This is a genomic window from Williamsia herbipolensis (assembly GCF_000964005.1).
Taxonomy (GTDB): Bacteria; Actinomycetota; Actinomycetes; order Mycobacteriales; family Mycobacteriaceae; genus Williamsia_A; species Williamsia_A herbipolensis.
Genome location: NZ_JXYP01000015.1, coordinates 1 through 19,212, shown reverse-complemented (window position 1 = coordinate 19,212; position 19,212 = coordinate 1). Strand labels below are relative to the sequence as shown.

Annotated in this window: 18 protein-coding genes and 1 rRNA gene; 7 read left to right on the top strand and 12 right to left on the bottom strand. The window is 69.6% G+C overall.

Features of this window, described 5'->3' with window-relative positions; genetic code table 11:
- Positions 1 to 12: 12 nt before the first annotated feature.
- The 3 genes from TU34_RS07835 to clpS are packed head-to-tail and all read right to left on the bottom strand — an operon-like array spanning position 13 to position 2,037.
- Positions 13 to 1,122 (bottom strand): P1 family peptidase, encoded by a 1,110-nt coding sequence (locus TU34_RS07835; RefSeq protein ID WP_045822365.1) that lies wholly within the window; start codon positions 1,120 to 1,122, stop codon positions 13 to 15.
- An 11-nt stretch (positions 1,123 to 1,133) separates the two neighbouring features.
- Positions 1,134 to 1,715: an oxidative stress transcriptional regulator AosR gene (aosR, locus tag TU34_RS07830; protein ID WP_045822319.1), complete on the bottom strand. Its 582-nt coding sequence runs from the start codon at positions 1,713 to 1,715 to the stop codon at positions 1,134 to 1,136.
- A 4-nt stretch (positions 1,716 to 1,719) separates the two neighbouring features.
- Complete coding sequence (gene clpS / locus TU34_RS07825) at positions 1,720 to 2,037, bottom strand: ATP-dependent Clp protease adapter ClpS (protein WP_045822318.1); 318 nt, start codon at positions 2,035 to 2,037, stop codon at positions 1,720 to 1,722.
- Positions 2,038 to 2,126: 89 nt separating this feature from the next.
- Between clpS and TU34_RS07820 the strand changes: the two genes are divergently transcribed.
- From TU34_RS07820 to glgB, 4 genes are all read left to right on the top strand, one after another.
- Entirely contained in the window at positions 2,127 to 3,440 is a 1,314-nt protein-coding gene (locus TU34_RS07820) for a nicotinate phosphoribosyltransferase (protein ID WP_045822317.1), read from the top strand.
- Positions 3,437 to 5,497, top strand: a complete 2,061-nt coding sequence (locus tag TU34_RS07815; protein ID WP_045822316.1) for an ATP-dependent DNA helicase — start codon at positions 3,437 to 3,439, stop codon at positions 5,495 to 5,497. Before TU34_RS07820 ends, TU34_RS07815 begins: the two co-directional genes overlap by 4 nt.
- 152 nt (positions 5,498 to 5,649) lie before the next feature.
- Complete coding sequence (locus tag TU34_RS07810) at positions 5,650 to 7,668, top strand: maltotransferase domain-containing protein (protein WP_045822315.1); 2,019 nt, start codon at positions 5,650 to 5,652, stop codon at positions 7,666 to 7,668.
- Between the two features lie 62 nt (positions 7,669 to 7,730).
- Positions 7,731 to 9,908, top strand: coding sequence for a 1,4-alpha-glucan branching protein GlgB (gene glgB / locus TU34_RS07805; RefSeq protein ID WP_045822364.1), 2,178 nt, complete (start codon positions 7,731 to 7,733; stop codon positions 9,906 to 9,908).
- Positions 9,909 to 9,922: 14 nt separating this feature from the next.
- On the opposite strand, the gene TU34_RS07800 is transcribed toward glgB, so the two are convergent.
- The 5 genes from TU34_RS07800 to TU34_RS07780 all read right to left on the bottom strand — a co-directional run bounded on the left by TU34_RS07800 (position 9,923) and on the right by TU34_RS07780 (position 14,113).
- A complete protein-coding gene (locus tag TU34_RS07800; protein ID WP_045822363.1) occupies positions 9,923 to 10,840 on the bottom strand; it encodes a tetratricopeptide repeat protein in 918 nt (305 codons plus the stop codon).
- A 50-nt stretch (positions 10,841 to 10,890) separates the two neighbouring features.
- The gene (locus TU34_RS07795; RefSeq protein ID WP_045822314.1) at positions 10,891 to 12,144 is read right to left on the bottom strand and encodes an MFS transporter; all 1,254 of its coding nucleotides are present in this window, start codon (positions 12,142 to 12,144) and stop codon (positions 10,891 to 10,893) included.
- Positions 12,141 to 12,446 (bottom strand): thiamine-binding protein, encoded by a 306-nt coding sequence (locus TU34_RS07790; RefSeq protein WP_045822313.1) that lies wholly within the window; start codon positions 12,444 to 12,446, stop codon positions 12,141 to 12,143. The genes TU34_RS07795 and TU34_RS07790 overlap by 4 nt, the downstream gene beginning before the upstream one ends.
- Before the next feature lie 48 nt (positions 12,447 to 12,494).
- A complete protein-coding gene (locus TU34_RS07785) occupies positions 12,495 to 12,854 on the bottom strand; it encodes a DUF3817 domain-containing protein (RefSeq protein WP_045822312.1) in 360 nt (119 codons plus the stop codon).
- A 71-nt stretch (positions 12,855 to 12,925) separates the two neighbouring features.
- On the bottom strand, positions 12,926 to 14,113 hold the full coding sequence (locus tag TU34_RS07780) for an acetyl-CoA C-acetyltransferase (protein ID WP_045822311.1): 1,188 nt from the start codon (positions 14,111 to 14,113) through the stop codon (positions 12,926 to 12,928).
- A gap of 102 nt (positions 14,114 to 14,215) precedes the next feature.
- On the opposite strand from TU34_RS07780, the gene mce reads away from it, so the two are divergent.
- Both mce and TU34_RS07770 read left to right on the top strand, forming a co-directional pair.
- Positions 14,216 to 14,695: a methylmalonyl-CoA epimerase gene (gene mce / locus TU34_RS07775; RefSeq protein ID WP_045822310.1), complete on the top strand. Its 480-nt coding sequence runs from the start codon at positions 14,216 to 14,218 to the stop codon at positions 14,693 to 14,695.
- Positions 14,696 to 14,836: 141 nt separating this feature from the next.
- Positions 14,837 to 15,916 carry a coiled-coil domain-containing protein gene (locus tag TU34_RS07770; protein WP_052688816.1) on the top strand — a complete coding sequence of 360 codons (1,080 nt, stop codon included), beginning with the start codon at positions 14,837 to 14,839 and terminating at the stop codon, positions 15,914 to 15,916.
- A gap of 49 nt (positions 15,917 to 15,965) precedes the next feature.
- Here the strand turns inward: TU34_RS07770 and TU34_RS07765 are convergent, their stop codons facing one another.
- Together TU34_RS07765 and nucS are read right to left on the bottom strand one after the other, a co-directional pair.
- Positions 15,966 to 16,253, bottom strand: coding sequence for a hypothetical protein (locus tag TU34_RS07765; RefSeq protein WP_045822309.1), 288 nt, complete (start codon positions 16,251 to 16,253; stop codon positions 15,966 to 15,968).
- Positions 16,254 to 16,256: 3 nt separating this feature from the next.
- Positions 16,257 to 16,940, bottom strand: coding sequence for an endonuclease NucS (nucS, locus tag TU34_RS07760; protein ID WP_045822361.1), 684 nt, complete (start codon positions 16,938 to 16,940; stop codon positions 16,257 to 16,259).
- An 86-nt stretch (positions 16,941 to 17,026) separates the two neighbouring features.
- Here nucS and TU34_RS07755 point away from each other — a divergent pair, with 86 nt between their 5' ends.
- On the top strand, positions 17,027 to 17,602 hold the full coding sequence (locus TU34_RS07755) for an NUDIX domain-containing protein (protein ID WP_045822360.1): 576 nt from the start codon (positions 17,027 to 17,029) through the stop codon (positions 17,600 to 17,602).
- Between the two features lie 12 nt (positions 17,603 to 17,614).
- Here the strand turns inward: TU34_RS07755 and glsA are convergent, their stop codons facing one another.
- Entirely contained in the window at positions 17,615 to 19,027 is a 1,413-nt protein-coding gene (gene glsA / locus TU34_RS07750) for a glutaminase A (RefSeq protein WP_045822308.1), read from the bottom strand.
- A 67-nt stretch (positions 19,028 to 19,094) separates the two neighbouring features.
- Positions 19,095 to 19,211, bottom strand: a 5S ribosomal RNA gene (rrf, locus tag TU34_RS07745).
- Position 19,212 lies beyond the last annotated feature (1 nt).

Below are 19,212 nucleotides of genomic sequence, written 5' to 3'. Positions count from 1 at the left end.
CCGGAGGAGATGTCACCGACGCGACGTCGAGGGCAACGTGTCGGCGAAGGTGGGGATCGTCGCCACCGCCGTCGCCGCGAGCACCGCGTTGACGATCGCCCGACGCACCACGACCGCGGCGGCCTCGGACAGCACGGCCACCGCCGCGACGTCGGGGTTCATCCCGGTCGGCACCGCCGCGGCGCGCACGGTCTCGACCGTCCCGGTGGACACCGCGAAGACGGTGTCGCCGTCGAGGGGTGAGTGAGCCGGACGGACCGCGTGGGCGATGCCGTCGTGCGCGGCCATCGCGATCCGTCGCGTCGACGCCGGGTCGAGGCGGGCGTCGGTGGCCACCACGCCGATGGTCGTGTTGAGCACCGTCGCCTTCGCGTGCAGTGCCCGATAGGCCTTGAGATCCTCCGGGGACGCCGGCCCCAACCCGAAGTAGTCGAGATCGGCCGGTCCGCACCCCCACGGCAGACCGGTGTCGGGGTCGATGACGTCGCCGACCGGGTTGGCGACCATCAGCGCCGCGATCGTGACACCGGGTGCGGCCGGGTGGTCGAGCACCACCGACGCCGTACCGACCCCGCCCTTGAGCACCCCGGCCCGGGCACCCGCACCGCCACCGACGGAACCCGACACGATGTCGGCGCTCGCCGCCGCGACCGCCGCGGCACCCATGGCCGCATCGGGTCGGCAGGTCCAGCCCCCGACCGGCAGGTCGAAGACGACCGCCGCGGACACGATCGGCACGACGTCGCCGAAGCCGTTCATCGGCAGCCCCGCCCCGGCCTCGCCGAGTGCGGTCATCACGCCGTCGGCGGCGGCCAGTCCGTAGGCACTGCCACCCGACAGGACGATCGCGTGCGCGGTCTGCACCGTGTTGGCCGGGTCGAGCAGATCGGTCTCGCGTGTGCCGGGACCGCCCCCGCGGACGTCGACGGCGGCCACCGCACCGACGGGGAGCCCGACGACCGTGGTCCCCGTCGCCCACCCCGCGCCCGGTGTCTCGTCGGTCGCGACCGTCACGTCGTCGTCGATCCGGTGAGCCTGGCCGACCGTGACTCCGGCGACATCGCCGAGGGCGTCACGCGGCCCGGGCACCCACCGTCGGCGTCGCTCGTCCGCCCCGGTCATCGCCGCACCCGTCACTTCCCCATCAGGGCGACGACGAGCAGCTCCTGGACCACCGTGAGCCAGTGATAGACGTCGAGATGAGCGGCCTGGGGATCGTCGGGTGGCAGCTGATCAGGGGTGTGTTCGGTGACACCGAGCATGGCGCCGAGGGCGAGTCGCACGTCGTTGACCGCGGTGAGCCACTGCTCGGCCTGGGCCGGGGTCAGCGACACGTCGCCTCCTCCGGGCGGCAACGTGTCGAGCACGACCTGCGCCGCCGACATCTTGGTGGCGATGATGTGCGGTTCGTGCACGCTGCGCAGCGCGCCGTTGAGATCGCCGGTCACGGTGTCGGCGACCAGTTCTCGATCCTGATCGGGCCGGTGGAAATCGGGCAGCAGGCGACCCAGCGTGGCGTCGTCGGGAGGTGCGGAATGTCCGGTCTCGATGCCGGTGAGGGCCGACAGGTCATCGGTCGGCGCGCTCTGCGATCGCTCGTCGAGCAGTTCGGTCATCGACCCGACGAGCGAGGCGATCAGCTCACTCTCGTGTGCGTCGAGCCGGGCGGTGATGCGCTGTGAACCACCACGTCCCCGGCGTCTCCAGTTCTGCACCCGATCAGCTGTCGCGCTGCATGGTCGCCCACAGCCCCGCGGCGTGCAGTTTGCGCACGTCGAGCTCCATCGAGTCGCGGTCGCCGCTCGACACCACGGCCCGACCCTCGTTGTGCACCTGCATCATCAGCTCCGACGCCTTGGTCTCGGAGTAGCCGAACAACTTCTGGAACACGTAGGTGACGTAGCGCATCAGATTGACCGGGTCGTCCCACACGATGGTGACCCAGGGACGGTCGATCTCGGTGTCCGTCTCGGCCGTGTCGGGGTCGGCGACCGCGGTACCGGCCGGGGTAGCCTCGTCAGAACCGAAAGTCGGCATCGGCGCTCGCCGATCCCGCCTCGGAGTCCGAACTCCTCGGAATCGTGCGGTCGTCATCAGTCCGCGCATGGCCCCCAGGGTAGGTGATTGTGAGCATCGACAACACAGCCATGTTCACCGATCGCTACGAGCTGACCATGGTCTCGGCAGCTCTGCGCGACGGTACGGCGCGGCGTCGTTGCACGTTCGAGGTGTTCGCACGGCGCCTACCCGACGGCCGTCGTTACGGGGTCGTCGCCGGGACCGGACGGCTGATCGAGGCGCTGGCCGGTTTCCGGTTCGGTGAGGAGCAGCTGCGCAGCCTCGCCGACGTCGTCGACGACGCGACCCTCGACTGGCTGCGCTCCTACCGCTTCTCCGGCGAAATCGACGGATACCGCGAGGGCGAGTTGTTCTTCCCCGGGTCACCGATCCTGTCGGTGCGGGGCACCTTCGCCGACGCGGTCGTGCTCGAGACTCTGGCGCTGTCGATCCTCAACCACGACAGCGCGATCGCCTCCGCCGCGGCCCGGATGGTGACCGCCGCGGGTTCCCGCCCGATCATCGAGATGGGATCGCGCCGCACCCACGAGTCGGCGGCCGTCGCGTGCGCCCGCGCGGCGTTCATCGCAGGCATGGTGTCGACGTCGAATCTCGAGGCGACCCGCCGGTACGGGGTCCCCGGCGCGGGGACCAGCGCGCACTCCTTCACCCTGGCCCATGTCGGGCTCGGCGGGGGCACGGGCGACGGGGAACGGGCCGCTTTCGCCGCCCAGATCGCGGCGCTGGGGGTGGGCACCACGCTGCTCGTCGACACCTACGACATCACCCGCGGGGTCGCGACCGCGGTCGAGGTGGCCGGCACCGGACTGGGAGGCGTGCGCATCGACTCCGGTGACCTCGGCGTGCTCGCCCGTCAGGTGCGCGCCCAACTCGACGACCTCGGCGCGGCGAACACACGCATCGTGGTCTCCGGCGATCTCGACGAGTACGCGATCGCCGCGCTGCGCGCCGAGCCGGTCGACGCGTACGGCGTGGGGACGCAACTGGTCACCGGCAGCGGCGCCCCGACCGCGGGCATGGTCTACAAGCTGGTCGAGGTCGACGGCGTGGGTGTGGCGAAACGGTCCAGCCACAAGGAGTCCCGCGGAGGGGCCAAGTCCGCCTCGCGCGCCGCGCGCGACACCGGCACCATCGTCGAGGAGATCATCCACCCGGCGGGGTCACCGGTCCCCCACACCGACGGACTCACCACCACCGCTCTCCAGATCCCGCTGGTGCGGGGCGGAGAACCGGTCGACGACCTGCCGTCGATCACCGACAGCCGAGAGCATCTCGCGTCCGCACTCGTCAGCCTGCCGTGGGAGGGGTTGAGCCTGTCGTCGGGTGAGCCCGCGGTCCCGACCCGCTTCGCCCTTCCGTGACCGCACTCCCCCCGGTCACCGAACTGCTCGCCTCGGCGGTGTCGGCCCTCGGCGGTCGCCACCGCGACGGGCAACTCGCCATGGCGTCGGCGGTCGCGAACGCCATCGACACCGGCGAGCACCTGGCCGTCCAGGCCGGTACGGGTACCGGTAAGTCACTCGCCTACCTCGTGCCGGCACTGCGGCACGCCGTCGAGTCCGGTTCGACCGTGGTGGTGTCGACGGCGACGATCGCGCTGCAGCGACAGCTGATCGACCGCGACCTGCCCCGCCTGGCCACCGCGCTCCGAATGCCGCTGGGCCGCGAACCGAGCTTCGCGATCCTCAAGGGCCGCGCGAACTACATATGCCTCAACAAGATCCACTCCGGCGAGGCCGAGGAGCAGACCGAGGAACTGTTCGACCCGTTCACCACCTCCCGGGTGGGCCGCGAGGTGGTGCGTCTGCGCGAATGGGTCAGCGACACCGAGTCCGGTGACCGCGACGACCTCCCGACCGCGGTGATGGACCGGTCGTGGCGGCAGGTCAGCGTGACCGCGCGGGAGTGCCTCGGTGCGGCCAACTGCTCCTACGGCACCGATTGCTTCGCCGAGCTCGCCCGCGGTCGATCGTCGGCCGCCGACGTCGTGGTGACCAACCACGCCATGCTCGCGATCGACGCGATGAGCGGGTTCAACGTCCTGCCCGAACACGATGTCGTGATCGTCGACGAGGCGCACGAACTCGTCGACCGGATCACCTCGGTCGCGACCGCGGAGATCGCCTCGTCGACGGTCGCCGGCGTCGCGAGGCGGTGCTCGAAGTTGATCGACGAGGAGTTGGTCGACGACATCCACGGCGCCGGGGAACTCGTCGCCGCGCTGCTCGAGTCGACCGCACCGGGACGCTGGACGTCGTTGCCCGACGGCGCCGGGGCCACGTTCGCCGGCCTGCGCGACCGCTTGTGGCGGGCACGCTCGGCGATCGGCCCGGCGCGGGACGGCACCGATTCGACCGGTGCCGCTGCACGCTCGGCGGCGATCACCGCACTCGACGACCTGCACGACAACGCCGTCCGACTGCTCGGTGCCTTCGACGAACCCGACGAGTCGAAGCGTCGCGACGTCGTGTGGATCGCCGAGGACCTGGTGCGCGACGAACGCCGGCGGACCCTGCGGATCGCGCCGCTGTCGGTGGGTGGACTGCTGCGGTCGTCGCTGTTCGCCGAGGCGACCGCGGTGCTGACGTCGGCGACGCTGACCGTCGGCGGCACCTTCGACAGCCTCGCCGCCAACTGGGGGCTGCCGATCTCCGGCCGCGGCGCCGACGCGTCGGCGGCCGTCCTCTCCGACCTCACGGCCACCGGCAGCCCGACACCGGCCGACGGCGACACCATCCGGTGGCAGGGCCTCGACGTCGGGTCGCCGTTCGACTACCGCCGCTGCGCGATCCTCTACGTCGCCGCCCATCTCGACCCGCCGGGTCGCGCGTCGATCGCCGAGGCGACCCTCGACGAGATGGTGCAGCTCATCACCGCCGCCGGCGGACGCACCCTCGGCCTGTTCTCCTCCATGCGTGCGGCGAAGGAGGCCGCGGCCGCGGTCCGGACGCGCATCGACACCCCGATCCTGTGCCAGGGCGAGAACGCCACCGGCACGCTGATCGAGCAGTTCGCCGCGGACGAGGCCACCTGTCTGTTCGGCACGCTGTCGCTGTGGCAGGGCGTCGATGTACCGGGCCCGTCGCTGTCATTGGTGCTGATCGACCGCGTCCCGTTCCCTCGACCCGACGATCCCCTGCTCATCGCCCGCCAGAGCGCGGTCGCAGCCCGCGGCGGCAACGGGTTCCTGGCGGTCGCGGCGAACCACGCCGCCCTGCTGCTCGCCCAGGGCGCGGGACGGCTGCTGCGCGCGACCGACGACCGGGGGGTCGTGGCGATCCTCGACCCCCGACTGGTGACCGCGCGCTACGGCGGTTACCTGCGCGCATCGCTCCCGCCGTTCTGGCAGACCACCGATCCCGCCGTGGTCCGCGCGGCGCTGACCCGATTGCAGAGCGAGCCCACCACCGCCGGCTGATGCGAACGGCGCGTGTCGCCGACCCGGTGGGGAGTCCTGGCGCCAAACGCCCGCCGATCCCCTACGGTTGGAGGCGACCCACGCGAGAGCGAGCGTGAGCGCGTCCGACACCTGTCGCGGCGCGACCGAAGAGCACGAAGGGTGGCCAACGGGTGATCGGGCGCATCGGCATCGACGACATCGCGCCGGTGATCGACGCCGGACAGTTTCCTGCCAAAGCGGTTGTGGGAGAGTTCTTCCCGGTCAGCGCGACCGTGTGGCGCGAGGGACACGACGCGGTCGCGGCGACACTGCACGCCGAGGGCCCCCGCCGCGGGATGGTGATCGAACGCCGCATGTCCGCCGCGCACGAACCCGACACCTACAACGCGGCGTTCACACCCACCGAGGTCGGCTACTGGAGCTTCCGGATCGACGCGTGGAGCGACCCCTACACCACCTGGAACTCGGCGGTCACCAAGAAGCTCGCGGCCGGTCAGGGCCCCGAGGAGCTCGCCAACGATCTCGAGGTCGGGGCCCGACTCCTCGACCGCGCCCTCGAACTGGTCGGCCCCGACCACCACACCCTCATCGCCGATGCCGTCGACGCCCTGCGCTCGGACCACGAGGTGGCCGTCCGTGTCCGCCCCGCACTGTCGCCCGAGGTCGTCGCCGTGCTCGACGAGTACCCGGTCCGCGACCTCGTGACCAAGAGCCGCTCATACCGCGTGTGGGTCGATCGGACGCGCGCCCTGTTCGGCGCCTGGTACGAGCTGTTCCCGCGCTCGACCGGTGGGTGGGACAACGAGGGCCGACCGGTCCACGGGACCTTCCTCACCGCGGCCGAGGACCTGCCGAGAATCGCCGACATGGGGTTCGACGTGGTCTACCTACCGCCCATCCACCCCATCGGTCTGATGAACCGGAAGGGCCCGAACAACACTCTGACCCCCGGCCCCGAGGACGTCGGATCGCCGTGGGCGATCGGTTCGGCCGACGGCGGCCACGACGCGATCCACCCGGCACTGGGCAGCGTCGACGACTTCCGGTACTTCCTGACGCGCAGCTCCGAACTCGGGATGGAGGTCGCGATCGACCTCGCATTGCAGTGCGCGCCCGACCACCCGTGGGCCGCCGAGCACCCCGAGTGGTTCTACGTGCAGCCCGACGGGACGATCGCGTTCGCCGAGAACCCGCCGAAGAAGTACCAGGACATCTATCCCCTCAACTTCGACGACGACCGGGCAGGCATCTACCGGGCGGTGCTCGCCGTCGTCCTCTACTGGGTGTCGGTGGGGGTCAAGATCTTCCGGGTCGACAACCCGCACACCAAGCCGCCGGACTTCTGGGAGTGGCTGATCTCCGAGGTCAAGAAACGCGATCCGGACGTGTTGTTCCTGTCCGAGGCCTTCACCCGTCCGGCGCGGCTCTACGGGCTGGCCAAGCTCGGCTTCACGCAGTCGTACACCTACTTCACGTGGCGGACGGCGAAGTGGGAGCTCACCGAGTTCGGCACCGAGATCGCCGCGCATGCCGACGAGGCGCGCCCGAACCTCTTCGTCAACACCCCCGACATCCTGCACGAGAGCCTGCAGCACGGCGGGCCGGGGATGTTCGCGTTGCGGGCAGCGCTCGCAGCGACTCTCGCGCCCACGTGGGGCGTCTACAGCGGGTACGAGTTGTTCGAGGGACAGGCCGTGCGCCCCGGCAGCGAGGAGTACCTCGACTCTGAGAAGTACGAGTTGCGGCCGCGCGATTTCAAGGCGGCATCGTCGCGGGGTGACTCGCTGGAACCGTGGATCACCTCGCTCAACGAGATCCGACGGCGCCACCCCGCCCTGCAGCAACTGCGGAACATCACCTTCCATCACGTCGACAACGACGCACTGATCGCCTACTCGAAGGTCGACCCGACCACCGGCGACCGCGTCGTGATCGTCGTCAACCTCAACCCGTTCGGCGCCGAGGAGTCGACGGTGTGGCTCGACATGCCGTCCCTCGGACACGATTGGAACGACCGCTTCTCCGGTGTCGACGAGGTCAGCGGTGAGCATTTCCACTGGGGGCAGGCGAATTACGTCCGGCTCGAGCCGTGGCGCGCGGTCGCCCACATCGTCGCCCTGCCACCGCTGCCCGCCGACGTCGCGGCGCGCCTGGCGTTTCGTCTCCCCCCGAAGGACATCACCTCGTGAGCACAGTCGATCCTCCCACCCCCCACCGACCGACCGCGGCGGCCGACCCCGTGGACCCGGCGATGTCCGCGCAGGATCTGCACCTGTTGCGCACGGGGATCCACCACGATCCGCACTCGGTGCTCGGCGCGCATCCCGCGCCCGGACACACCATCCTGCGCACCCTGCGTCCCGACGCATCGGCAGTGGTCGCGATCATCGGTGGCGAGGAGTTCCCTCTCCGCCACCAGTCCGAGGGACTGTTCGTCACCGCGGTGCCCATCGTCGATCTCATCGACTACCGCTACCGCGTCAGCTACCCCGAGGCTGCCGGTGGGACAACGGATTTCGTCGTCGCCGACGGATACCGCTTCCTCCCCAGCCTCGGTGAGCTCGATCTGCACCTCTTCGCCGAGGGGCGTCACGAACGACTCTGGGACATCCTCGGTGCGATCGGGCGCAGCTACGACACCCCCGACGGCACCGTCACCGGCACGGCGTTCTCGGTGTGGGCTCCCAACGCCCGCGGGATCACCGTCATCGGGTCGTTCGACGGCTGGGTCGGTCGCTCGACCCCGATGCGGTCGCTGGGGTCGAGTGGTGTGTGGGAGGTCTTCGTCCCCGACATCGGCCCGGGGACCCGCTACAAGTTCCGGATCGTCGGCAGCGATGGCGTCACCCGCGAGAAGGCCGACCCGATGGCGCGGTGCACCGAGGTGCCACCGTCGACGGCGTCGGTCGTCGCCGAGAGCGATCACCGGTGGACCGATGACGCGTGGACCGCGCGGCGCGCGTCCTCGACCCCGACCGACGAGCCGATGAGCGTCTACGAGGTGCACCTCGGATCATGGCGTGTCGGCCTCGACTATCGCGAACTGGCCACCGAGCTCGGCGAATTCGTCTCTCGCATGGGCTACACGCACGTCGAGTTGCTCCCCGTCGCCGAGCACCCGTTCGGCGGCTCGTGGGGCTACCAGGTCACGTCGTACTACGCGCCGACGTCGCGCTTCGGCAGCCCCGACGACTTCCGGGCGTTCGTCGACCATCTGCACACACTGGGCATCGGCGTCCTCGTCGACTGGGTGCCTGCCCACTTCCCCAAGGACGACTGGGCGCTGGCGCGGTTCGACGGTCTGCCGCTCTACGAGCACAGCGACCCCAAGCGTGGTGAGCAACTCGACTGGGGCACATACGTCTTCGACTTCGGGCGAAACGAGGTCCGCAACTTCCTCGTCGCGAACGCGCTGTACTGGTTCGAGGAGTTCCACATCGACGGTCTCCGTGTCGACGCCGTCGCCTCGATGCTCTACCTCGACTACTCGCGCCCCGACGGCGGGTGGAGTCCGAACATCTACGGCGGACGCGAGAACCTCGAGGCCGTGCAGTTCCTCCAGGAGATGAACGCCACCGTCCACAAACATCATCCGGGCGTGGTGACCATCGCCGAGGAGTCGACGTCGTGGCCCGGTGTCACCCGCGCCACCAATCTGGGCGGACTCGGGTTCACGATGAAGTGGAACATGGGCTGGATGCACGACACGCTCGGATACCTCGGGCGCGATCAGATCCATCGCAGCCACCACCATCACGAGATCACGTTCTCGCTCATGTACGCGTGGAGCGAGAACTTCGTGCTGCCGATCAGCCACGACGAGGTGGTGCACGGCAAGGGGACGCTGTGGACCCGCATGCCCGGCGATTCGCACGCCAAGGCCGCCGGCGTCCGGGTCACGTTGGCGTACATGTGGGCTCACCCGGGTAAGCAACTGCTGTTCATGGGCCAGGATTTCGGGCAGGTGGCCGAGTGGTCGGAGGAGCGCAGCCTCGACTGGGACCAGCGCACCGGCTGGGAGGGCGAACTGCACTCCGGGATCGAGTCGTTGGTCGCCGACCTCAACCGCGTCTACCGCGCGACCCCGGCGCTCTACACGCAGGACACCACACCCAACGGCTACTCGTGGATCGACGCCAACGACACCGCGAACAACATCATCAGCTTCCTACGCTTCGGGTCCGACGGTAGCGTGCTGGCCTGCGTGTTCAACTTCTCCGGCGTCACCCAGACCGACTACCGGGTCGGGTTGCCCACGGCGGGCCGATGGACCGAGGTGCTCAACACCGATTCCCCGCACTACAGCGGGACCGGCGAGGGCAACATGGGCTCGATCGTCGCCGACGGCGACCCGTGGCACGGGCGTCCCACCTCGGCGCGGATGACGTTGCCCGCCAACGGCGCCATCTGGATCCAGCCCGCCGGCTGACCCACCGATCGGTCTCAGTAGAGGGCGCTGGCGAGCTTGCGACGGGCGGACACGACGAACGGCTCCGACGGATCGAAGAGCTCGAAGAGGGACAGCAGGCGTGTGCGGACCGCCGAGCGGTCGTCGCCGGAGGTCGCGCGCACCAGCGCGATGAGCCGGTCGAACGCGTCGTCGGGTCGCTGGTTGAGCAGCAGGACGTCGGCCGCTGCGAACTGACCCTCGATGTCGTCGGGTGCGGCGGTGTCGACCACGGAGGGGTCGGCGGCCTGCGCCCGGATGACGAACTCGATGTTGCGGGCGGCCGAGGCGGCCTCGACGTTGCCCGGTTCGGCCTGGGCCAGTGCCTGATACGCGGCGAGCGCGCCGTCGAAGTCACCCTCGTCGAGCTTGGACTCCGCCTCGGCCATCCGTGGGTCGATCGGATCGGGCGCCTCGGCACCATCGGCGGCGGGCAGACCGGTCAGGCGGTCACCGACCTTGGCGAGGATCTCGTCGACCCACGCGGTGATCTGGGCGGCGGGCTGGACACCCTGGAACGCGGCGACGGGCTGCCCCTGCGCGATCGCGACGACTGTGGGTACCGACTGCACGCCGAAGGCCTGCGCGATACGGGGGTTGGCGTCGATGTCGATGGTCGCGAGGATCCACTGCCCGCTCGCCTCCTCGGCGAGACGGTCGAGCAACGGGGAGAGCTGCTTGCAGGGCTCGCACCAGGTGGCCCACAGATCGACCAGCACGAGCACCTGGTCGGAACGCGCGATGACCTCGGCCTCGAACGTGGCCTCGGTGACCTCGACGACGGCGGGTACCGCGGCCACGGTCCCTGCACCGTCGTTGCCGGCGGGCGGGCGCGGGGCCTGCGGTGTCGCGGGGCGGTTCCGGGCGGCGTCGGCGCGCTCCTTGAGAACCGACAGGTCGACGGCTCCGGTCATGGCGGCGGCGCGCGCGACGGCCGCGGCCTGCTGACGTGGTTGGGGTCGGGTCACACGTCCATTTTGGCACGCCCCGCCGACGGTGTTCCATCCCGTCGTGCGGTCCCCTCCGCCGACGCCGACGCCGGTCGACGCACCACCGAACCGGCGAGACACGCGAACAGCATCGCTGCCGCCGCGAGCCACAGCGCCGAGCCGAGGGTGGTCTCGTGGCTGATGAACCCGATGAGTGCCGGCCCCGCGAGCATCCCCAGGTACCCGCTGCCCACGACGGTCGAGATGACCCGTCCACTGGGTTGGTCGGTGACGTTGCCCGCGGCGGTGAACAGCTGCGGGACACCGCCCGCCACGCCGACGCCGAAGACCGCCCACCCCAGGATTGCCACAGCGGGAACGGGCGCACAGATCACGACGGCCATGCCGACCGCAGCGGTCGCGGCGCCGGCGCGCACCACCGCGACCGGACCGAACCGGGCGGTGACGGAGTCCGCGGCGAAGCGACCGATGAGCATCGTCGCGCTGAACGCGCCGAAGGCGACCGCCCCGGCGGCGTCGGTGGTGCCGAATCGTTCGACGAGGTGCAGCGCACTCCAGTCGTAGGCGGTGCCCTCGGCCAGCATGAGCGCGAACGCGACGACCGCCATGAGCGCGATACGCAGTCGACGTCCCGGCGGGAAGCGCTTGTTGGCGCCCGCGTCGGCCGGACCGTCGTCGGTCCGCGCCGATCCGACGACGAGGGAGGGCCGCACGCCGAGGATCGCGACGACGGACAGCACCGCGACTACGCTCACGGTGAGGATCACCGGGACGTCGGCGAACAGGGCGGCCGCGGCGATACCGGAGCCGATCACGCCTCCGAGCGAGAAATAGGCGTGGAACGACGACATGATCGGACGCCGGTAGGACTGCTCGACGACGACGGCCTGGGAGTTCATCGCGACGTCGATCGATCCGTTGGCGAGTCCGAACACGGCCAGCGACAAAGCGAGCTGCCATGCCGAGTGCGACAGGATCGGGCCGAGAGTGGCGACGGCGAGCACGACGGCGGCGGTGACGATCAGACCACGCGACCCCCATCGGTCGACGATCGGACCGCACAGTTGCATGCCCAGGAACGCGGCCCCGCCGAGGATGAGGAGCAGCCCGCCGAGGGTGTTGTGGTCGACGCCGGTCCGGTCGGAGATGACCGGGATGTGCGACACCCACATCGAGGCGAGCAACCCGTTGATGCCGAACACCGCGGACACCGCGATGCGGCGCCGACGCAGGGTCCTCGTGAGGGTGTCGCCGGGGGCGACCGTCATCGCAGGTGACTCTCGATCCGTTCGACCTTCGCGGCCAGTTGACCGTCGAAACCCGGCCGGATGTCGGCCTTGAGGACGAGCGACACCCGCGGTGCCAGGGCGGCGACGGCGTCGGTGGCATCGCGCACGACGGCCATCACCTCGTCCCACTCGCCCTCGAGATAGGTGAACATCGCCGTGGTCTGGTGCGTCACGCCGGACGCACGGACCACGCGGACCGCGGCGGCCACCGCCTCACTCATGCCACCGTCGGCGTCCACCGAGTCGGCACCGGACGGGGAGACACTGAAGGCGACGATCATGACCCCACGGTCACACGGGTCCGACCGCCGCCGCAACCGGGTGTGCGCTCAGGCGACGCGCGCAGTGGTCGTGCCGGTGTTCGACAGCTCGGCGAGGTGACCGTTGCGGACGGCCCAGCGCTCGAACACGATCGTGCCGAACGGCGGGATGCTGGAGATCAGCGCGAGGAGCGTCACCTTCCCCGTCCACTTCAACGACATCGCCGTCAGCAGCGACACGATCACGAACACCACGAAGACGATGCCGTGCACCATGCCGGGAACGGCGACCGCCTCGGTGTGCCCCAGGACCCACTTGAAGAACATCGCGATGAGCAGCGCCAACCAGGTGATGGCCTCGAGCACGGCCACGAATCGGAAACGCTTGGCGGTGGTCCGCAGGTCGAAGAAGGATTCCATGCCCACCATTGTGCCCGAACGCACCCGCGATTTACTACCGCGTGTAGTACAGACCTCAGTCGCGCTTCGGCACGGTCGCCCTATCGCGCCTTCGGCACGGTGAGGATGAGGGCGTCGCCCTGGCCACCCGCCCCACACAGCGCCGCGGCACCGGTGCCGCCGCCACGTCGCGCCAGTTCCAGGGCCAGGTGCAACGTGATCCGGGCGCCGGAGATGCCGATGGGATGCCCGATGGCGATCGCGCCGCCGTTGACGTTGACGATCTCCGGGTCCACGCCGAGCTGATCGGTCGAGGCGAGTCCGACCGCGGAGAACGCCTCGTTGATCTCGATGAGATCCAGGTCGGTCGGGCTGATGCCCGCACGCGCACAGGCCTTGGCGATGGCGTTGGCCGGCTGCGCCTGCAGCGTCGAGTCCGGTCCGGCCACCACGCCGTGCGGCCCGATCTCGGCCAGCCACTCCAGCCCCAGCTCGGTCGCCTTCTCCTTGCTCATCACGACCACGGCGGCTGCACCGTCGGAGATCTGTGAGGCGTTGCCCGCGGTGATGGTGCCGTCCCTGCGGAACGCCGGCTTCAGCCGCCCCAGCGAGTCGGCGGTGGTATCGGCGCGGATGCCCTCGTCCTCGGCGAACTCGATCGGGTCGCCCTTGCGCTGCGGGATGGAGACGGGAACGACCTCGTCGGCGAACAGACCGTTCTTCCAGGCGGTCGCGGCGCGCTGATGCGACCGCGCGGCGAACTCGTCCTGCTGCTCACGGGTGTAGGTGACGCGGTCGTTCTCCTGCTCGGTCAACGCGCCCATCGGCTGGTCGGTGAACGGATCGAAGAGGCCGTCGAAGGCCATGTGGTCCACGAGTTCGGTGTTGCCGTACTTGAACCCGCCGCGACTCCCCGGGAGCAGATGCGGCGCCTGGGTCATCGACTCCTGGCCACCGGCGATGATGCAGTCGAACTCGCCCGCACGGATGAGCTGGTCGGCGAGTGCGATGGCGTCGATGCCGGACAGACACATCTTGTTGATGGTCAGCGCGGCGACGTCCCACCCGATGCCCGCCTTGACCGCCGTCTGACGGGCCGGCATCTGGCCTGCGCCGGCGGTCAGGACCTGGCCCATGATCACGTACTCGACGGCCGACGCCGGCACCTTCGCCTTCTCGAGGGCACCGCGGATGGCGATGGCGCCGAGATCGACGGCACTGAAGTCCTTAAGCGAGCCCATCAGGCGTCCGACGGGTGTGCGCGCTCCGGCGACGATGACCGATGTCATGGCGACCTCTCGAGAAGATGTGGCGACCCGGGGCGGGCCGGCCGATGGCAGGGCGATGTGGTGCGTGTGGTGTCACCGACACTCCAACGCTACCGTTGTCCGATGGTCTCACCAGCACCGAACCCCGCCTCAGGTCCCACCGCCCTGATCGGCGATCTCGTCACCGCGGTCGACCATGTGGGCATCGCGGTACCCGACCTCGAGGCGGCCAAGACCTGGTACGCCGACCACCTCGGTTTCGGGTGTCTGCATCAGGAGGAGAACACCGAACAGGGAGTCGTGGAGGCCATGGTCGGTCCGGCCGACGCACCGGCGACCGGCGGCACCCAGATCCAACTCCTGTCCCCGATCGACGAGTCGTCGACGATCGCGAAGTTCATCGACCGCAACGGTCCGGGACTGCAGCAACTCGCCGTGCGGGTCACCGATCTCGACGAGGTGGTGCGACGACTAACCGACGCCGGCCTGCGTGTGCTCTACCCGCAACCGCGTCGGGGCACGGCCGGGTCGCGTATCAACTTCGTCCACCCCAAGGACGCCGGCGGGGTGCTGCTCGAGCTGGTCGAACCGGCCGCGCACTGACGACGTACCCGCTGCCGCGCCGGGGACCCGTCACCGCGGGCGCGCGACCTCATGGGACGACCTCCGACGGTGGTCGGCCGATCGTCTGGTTCAGCCGCACTGGACGTCTGAGCGCGACCCGCTCCGCGTAAACTCCTCCGCATGTCCGATCAGACCCACACCTCGTCGTCCGGATTGCCGTTCGCCATCGCGATGCGCGGGTACGACCGCGAACAGGTCGGTGAGTTCTTCGCCCGCACCGACGCCGAGATGCGCGTCATCGCCGCCGATCGGGACGCCGCGGCCGCCAACGCCCGTGAACTCGCCGAGCACCTCGACGACGCGCGCGACGAGGTCGAGCAACTGCGGCGCGAGGTCGACTCGTTGTCGGTCCCGGTCACCACCGCCCAGGGCATGAGCGACCGCATCTCGCGGATGCTGCAGCTCGCCGCCGACGAGGCGTCGGAGATGCGGGCCGACGCCCAGTCGGAGTCCGCAGAACTCCTGTCGGTGGCCCGACAAGAGGCCGCGCAGCTGCGTGAGGACGCCTCCGAGGAGGCCAATTCCCAGCTCGCGTCGGCGAAGGTCGAGGCGCAGCGCCTGCGCGGCGACGCGACGCGCCTCGAGGCCGAGGCCCGTGCGGCCGGCGAGGCCAACGCGACATTCATCGCCGAACGCACCGCAGCGATGGAGGCCGAGCACAAGCGGACCATGAAGGCCGCGCGTCTCGAGGCCGAGCGGATCGTCGCGAACGCCCGCGCCGAGGCCGAGGAGATCGACGTGCAGGCCCGCCGCGAGCGCGAGCGGGTCCAGGAGGACTTCGACGTCACGATGGCCGCCCGCCGCGATAAGGCCGTGCAGGCCATCAAGGAACTCGAGATCAGCTCCGAGACCACCGCGCGCGAACTCATCGACAACGCGAACGCGGAATCCGAACGCCTTCTCGCACAGTCACGTTCGGTCGCGACCGAGCGCGTCACCCGGTCCGGCGAACTCGTCGAGAGCGCCCGTCAACTCCGCTCGCGCATGCTGGCCCAGCTCACCGAGGTCCGCACGCATCTCGACGACCTGCCGCGACTGCTCTCCGAGCTCGAGGACGAGAAGGATGTCATCGACACCGACAGCACCGATCTGCTCAACCGGGGCCTGTCCGACGACGCCAAGGTCGTGCGCTCCACCGACGACGGTCGGGGCGGCGACACGGCCGGGGCGCAGGCCGATCTCAGCGAATCGACGCGCTGACACCCCATTCTGTCGGCCTTCGCTCCCGGTAGGCGGCGCTGGTCCTGGGTCAGCGGTATCCGGTGCGCGTGATGCGGCCGTTCCAGCAGCCGGTGTGCCAGTGGCGCCGGTCCTCGCCGTCGGGGTCGTCGACCGGCCAGGCCACCACATGGGCGGTTCCCGGGGCGATCGTCTGACGGCACCCAGGGCACAGGTAGGGCTTCGTGGCGCGCGACCCCGGGATCGGACGGACGTGGTGGTCGATGTCGAGGCCGGCCGGACCGCGCTCCACCCGGTGCAGGGCGCCGGACGGTGGTGTCGGTGGCGTTCCCCGATCGCGCCTGTTGTGTCTGGGCACGGCTCAGAAGAGACGGAACTCGGTGCTCTCGGTTCCCCGGAGCGCGTCGTAGTCGAGCACCAGGCAGCGGATGCCGCGGTCCTCGGCGAGCGTGCGTGCCTGCGGCTTGATCAGCTGCGCGGCATAGACCCCCGCGACGGGGGCCAGGGTCGTGTCGCGGTTGAGCAGCTCCAGGTAGCGGGTGAGTTGCTCGACGCCGTCGATCTCGCCGCGACGCTTGATCTCCACGGCCACCGTGCGACCGGCGGCGTCGCGACACAGCAGGTCGACCGGGCCGATGGCGGTCATGTACTCGCGACGGATGAGGGTGTAGCCCGGGCCCAGGGTCCCGACGTGTTCGGCGAGCAGTTCCTGTAGGTGCGCCTCCACGCCGTCCTTGATCAATCCCGGATCGACGCCGAGCTCGTGGACGGAGTCGTGATGGATCTGTCCGAGCAGGATCCGTAGTTCCTCGCCGGCCTTGTTGGTCACCACCCACAACGCCGAGGCGTCGCTCTCGGCAGGCGCCGGGTGTTCGACGAGCCAGCATGGTGGACTCATCCAGTTCAGCGGCTTGTAGGCACGGTCGTCGGCGTGCACGCTGACCGAACCGTCGTTCTTGATCAACAGCAACCGACGCGCCATGGGCAGATGGGCCGTCAGCCGACCCACGTAGTCCACTTGGCACTCAGCGATCACCAGACGCACCACCTCACCTTAGGGTGCGTGCCCCGCCGGTCACCGCACCGGCTCTCCGCTTGTGGGCGGCGCGCGTCGGAGGTGATGCTGTGGACATGCCGATCGACCGCCAGTCCCCAGACCCGACCGCTGCAGATGTCACGACCGTGACCTCGCGGGAGGTCTACCGCAATGCGTGGATGTCGGTGCGTGAGGACGAGATATGTCGGCGTGACGGCACCGCCGGGATCTTCGGTGTGGTCGACCGACCACTCGGCGCGGTGGTGATCGCACGTCGCACGCGCGACGGCGTCGTGCAGTTCTACCTCGTCGAGCAGTTCCGCTATCCGGTGTCGGCGCGACGCTGGGAGTTCCCCGCCGGGACCTCCCCCGACAGCGACGACGCACTCACTGTTGCGCGGCGAGAACTGCTCGAGGAGACCGGATTGGAGTCCGACGACCTCAGGGTCCTGTCGGTCATCGACGTCGCACCGGGCTTCACCTCCCAGCGTTCGGCCGTGGTGCTCGCCGACGATCCCCGACCGGGGACCGCACGCCTCGAACACGAGGAGCAGGACCTGCTCGGCCGCTGGTGGACACGAGACGAGATCGTCGAGGCGATCCGGACAGGCGGCGTCGTCGATGCGCAGACCCTCGCCGCCTGGGCCTGCCTGTCGGTGTACGACGCCTGATGCTGCGGTCGGTCAGGCGGTGCGGTCGGCGGCCCTCTTGAGGAGGATGTCCTCGGCACGCTCGATGGCCTCGGCCATCGACGAGACCGGGGCGTCGGCCGCGGCGGATCGGGCGGTCTGCTGGGCCCCGGCGTCCACCACACCGTCGGGGTCGACGATCACCCATTCGGTGTCGTCGGCCAACAACGTGGCGCGCAGGCCCACGATGAACCGGCGCGACACGTCATCGATCACCCCGACCCGGGTGAGGTCGATCAGGATGACGTCGGCGTCGGGGCGCAACGACTCCACACGGCGGACGACACTCTCCGCGCCGGAGAACGTCAGGTCGCCCTGGAGTTCCAACACCCGAACACGATGCCGATGGGCCCGGAGGTAGGCGCGCTCGACCTCCGACCGACCGGCACCGAGGTCGAGCTCGTGCCCGTCGTAGGTCGAACGAATCGTCACACGGCTCTCGCGTGCGACGTTGAACATGTGCAGGCCCAGATCGTCGGAGAGGTGTCGACACGCCTCGACGCCGCGAACGCTGTTGCCGTGCTCGTCGAGCCGGGGCGAATACACGCCGATACCCAGTTGACCGGGTAGCACCGCGAGGATCCCACCGCCGACCCCGCTCTTGGCCGGTAATCCCACGGTCGTGACCCAGTCGCCGGCTCCGTCGTACATCCCGCATGTGGTCATCACGCTCAACACACGCCGCGTGACCGCGGTGTCGAGCATCCGACGACCCGTTCGAGGGTTCACCCCACCGTTGGCGAGAGTGGACCCGATGGCGGCGAGGTCGTCGGAGGTCACCGTCACCGAACACTGCCGTACGTAGAGGTCGACCGCCGCCTCGGGATCAGAGGGGAACACCCCGAAGCTCTCCAACATGTAGGCGATTGCCCGGTTCCGGGAACCGGTCGCCATCTCGGACCGATACACCTCGTCGTCCATGGTCAGGTGTCGCCCGGCGCAGCCGGAATAGAACTCGAGGATGAGCGCGAACGCCTCGTCCACCGCTGTGCCGAAGTCCTCGGGAGTGCCCTCGTCGTCGTGCGGGCGCTGCAGGAGCAGTGCTGTCGCGGTGATGGCGCCGGCATTGATCATGGGGTTGCGGGGACGACGCGTCCGGTGGTCGACGCTGATCTCGTTGAACGCCTCACCAGAGGGTTCGACACCGATCTGCGCGTCGACGTCGTCGAATCCACGTTCGCGGAGTGCCAATGCGTAGGTGAGCGCCTTTGATATCGACTGGATGGTGAACTCGATGGTGCTGTCGCCTACCGAGTAGACGTGACCGTCGTGCACGACCACCGACACACCGAATCGGTCCGGGTCCACCGCCGCGAGCTGAGGGATGTAATCGGCGAGTGTGCCGGCGTCCATCGGGGTGCACGCGGACTGGATGCGGTGCAGATAGGTCTCGACCACGGACGCCATGGGGCCATCCAAGCAGAAATGACCGAGGCCCCGAAGACGATGTCTTCGGGGCCTCGATACAAGTTGTGTTCGGCGGTGTCCTACTCTCCCACACTGATTAGGGTGCAGTACCATTGGCGCTGGAGGGCTTAGCTTCCGGGTTCGGAATGGGGCCGGGCGTTTCCCCTCCGCTATAGCCGCCGTAA